The sequence below is a fragment of the Nguyenibacter vanlangensis genome, assembly GCF_013376155.1.
Classification (GTDB): Bacteria; Pseudomonadota; Alphaproteobacteria; order Acetobacterales; family Acetobacteraceae; genus Gluconacetobacter; species Gluconacetobacter vanlangensis.
In genome coordinates this window covers 1-1,933 of record NZ_JABXXP010000548.1, presented here as the reverse complement: position 1 = coordinate 1,933, position 1,933 = coordinate 1, and the positions used below count along the sequence as shown (strand labels likewise).

General features: G+C 68.5%; 3 protein-coding genes. 2 read left to right on the top strand and 1 reads right to left on the bottom strand.

Going from position 1 to position 1,933, the window contains the following annotated elements; genetic code table 11:
• The coding region (locus tag HUK84_RS16505; RefSeq protein WP_218064424.1) for an ArsR/SmtB family transcription factor at positions 1-408 on the top strand (408 nt) is incomplete at its 5' end.
• 19 nt (positions 409-427) lie between these two features.
• Here HUK84_RS16505 and HUK84_RS16500 read toward each other — a convergent pair.
• Positions 428-1,201, bottom strand: a complete 774-nt coding sequence (locus tag HUK84_RS16500) for a class II aldolase/adducin family protein (protein ID WP_176641250.1) — start codon at positions 1,199-1,201, stop codon at positions 428-430.
• 309 nt (positions 1,202-1,510) lie between these two features.
• Between HUK84_RS16500 and HUK84_RS16495 the strand changes: the two genes are divergently transcribed.
• Positions 1,511-1,933, top strand: a 423-nt coding sequence (locus tag HUK84_RS16495; RefSeq protein ID WP_176641249.1) for a transporter substrate-binding domain-containing protein, incomplete at its 3' end; no start/stop codon positions are given.

Here is a 1,933-nt window from a genome sequence, read left to right as displayed (position 1 = left end):
CTGGCCGAGCGGCTGCGCCATCTGGCGCAACCCCAGCGGCTGATGATCCTGTCGCTGCTGGCGGGGCACGGCGATCGGGGAAAGGAATACGCGGTGGGCGACATCGAGGCGCTGACCGGCATCGGCCAGCCGGCGCTCAGCCAGCAACTGGCCGAATTGCGCCGTGCCGGCCTGGTCGCCACCCGGCGCCAGGGGCGGTTGGTGCGCTATCGGCTGGCCGAGGATGAATGCGGCCGCCAGGCCCGGGCGATCCTCGGGCTTCTTCATATGGATTTCCGTACGGACGGTCCGGCCGGCCCAGCCTCCGTGGCGACGCCCGAGAGAGCGCCCGAGGGCGCCCCGTTTCGGGACGACGCGCCCGGCGATGCCGCTGGCTTCGTCGCCATCCTGCCGCGTCCGGCGGCCTGAGCCCGGCCTGGTCCCCGCATCAATCCCGGTAATCGGGCTGTTCCCGATCCAGCTTGCGCCGCAGCGCCTGCCAGGCCAGTTCGCCCTTGTCCGCCTCCTCGGCGAATTGCCGCCGGGTGCGGGCGACCTTCTCCGGCGAGGGCACGTGCAGCGCCGCCCCGGTGGATTGCGCCGCCACCTGGATGCGGCAGGCCTGCTCGAGATAATAGGTGCGATAGAACGTCTCGGCGATAGTGCGCCCGACCGTCAGCAGGCCGTGATTCTGCAGGATCATCGCGTTCCTGTCGCTCAGGTCGCGCACCAGGCGCTCACGCTCGCTCAGATTGTCGTCGGCGGCGATCCCTTCATAGGAATGGAAGGCCACGTCGCCGGAAAATTCGATGCTGATCTGGTTCAGCGGCAGGATGCCCACGTCCTGCGCCGCCACCACCATGCCCGCCAGCGTATGGGTGTGCATCACGCAGGCCGCGTCGGGGCGGCTGCGGTGGATGGCCGAATGGATCACGAAGCCGGCCGGATTGACCGGATAGAGGGTGGGCTGCGCCGGCAGCCCGTCCGCATCGACCACCACCAGCGACGACGCGGTGATTTCCTCGAACAGATAGCCGTACGGATTGACCAGGAACCGATGCGCCGCCCCCGGCAGGCGGACCGACAGGTGGGTATAGACCAGGTCGGTCATGCCAAAGAGCGCCAGCAGGCGATAGGCCGCCGCCAGGTCGCGGCGCAGCGCGCCCTCGTCGGGCCGGGTCCCCTCGGCGGTTTGGGTCCCGGTATTTTGCAGATTCTCCATTATGACCCTCCGACAGGCGAAAACGACACGGACGAATAACCGGGATATTAGCGCACCCCGCGCCAGGACGCACGGGCGCGACGCGCCGGAAGGTCCGGCGGTGTCGTTCCGGATTAAATATGAAACGATCAAAGTGAAGTTCAGCAATCGCGGCGGAAGACGGAAAAATGTCGGTTTTTCAACCTCTTCCCCGTCCACCCGCCATATTGTCCCGGCATGGCCCCGTCGCGTGGGACCGTGATAGGCTGGCGCCGGCGAGCACCGCCCCCGCCATGATGGCGCTTCAGACCCAGCAAGAAGGATGCATGCGTGTCCGGCAGCCGATATGCCACCATTCTCCTGCCGCTCCTGTTCTGGGTGGTGGCCTGCCTGACCGTTCAGGGCGCCCGCGCCCAGGCCCCGGCGGGGGCCGAGGGCCGGCCCGGCTTCGTCCGCGACGGCCGGCTGGTCGTCTGTACCAACCCGACCCTGCCGCCCATGACGTTCATCGACGGCACGTCGGACAGCGACCTGGCGGGGGTGGACATCGACGTGGCGCGCTGGCTGGGCCGGTACTGGCATGTTCCGGTCAGCTTCGTGACGATGGATTTCATCGGGCTGTTCCCCAGCCTGGAGGCCGGGCGCTGCGGCATGGTGATCAGCGGCGTGCTGCGCCAGCCCGCGCGCGAGCTGCGCTTCGACGCCGTGCCGTACCAGCAGACCGGCCTGGTGGTGGTGGCGCGTGCCGGCACG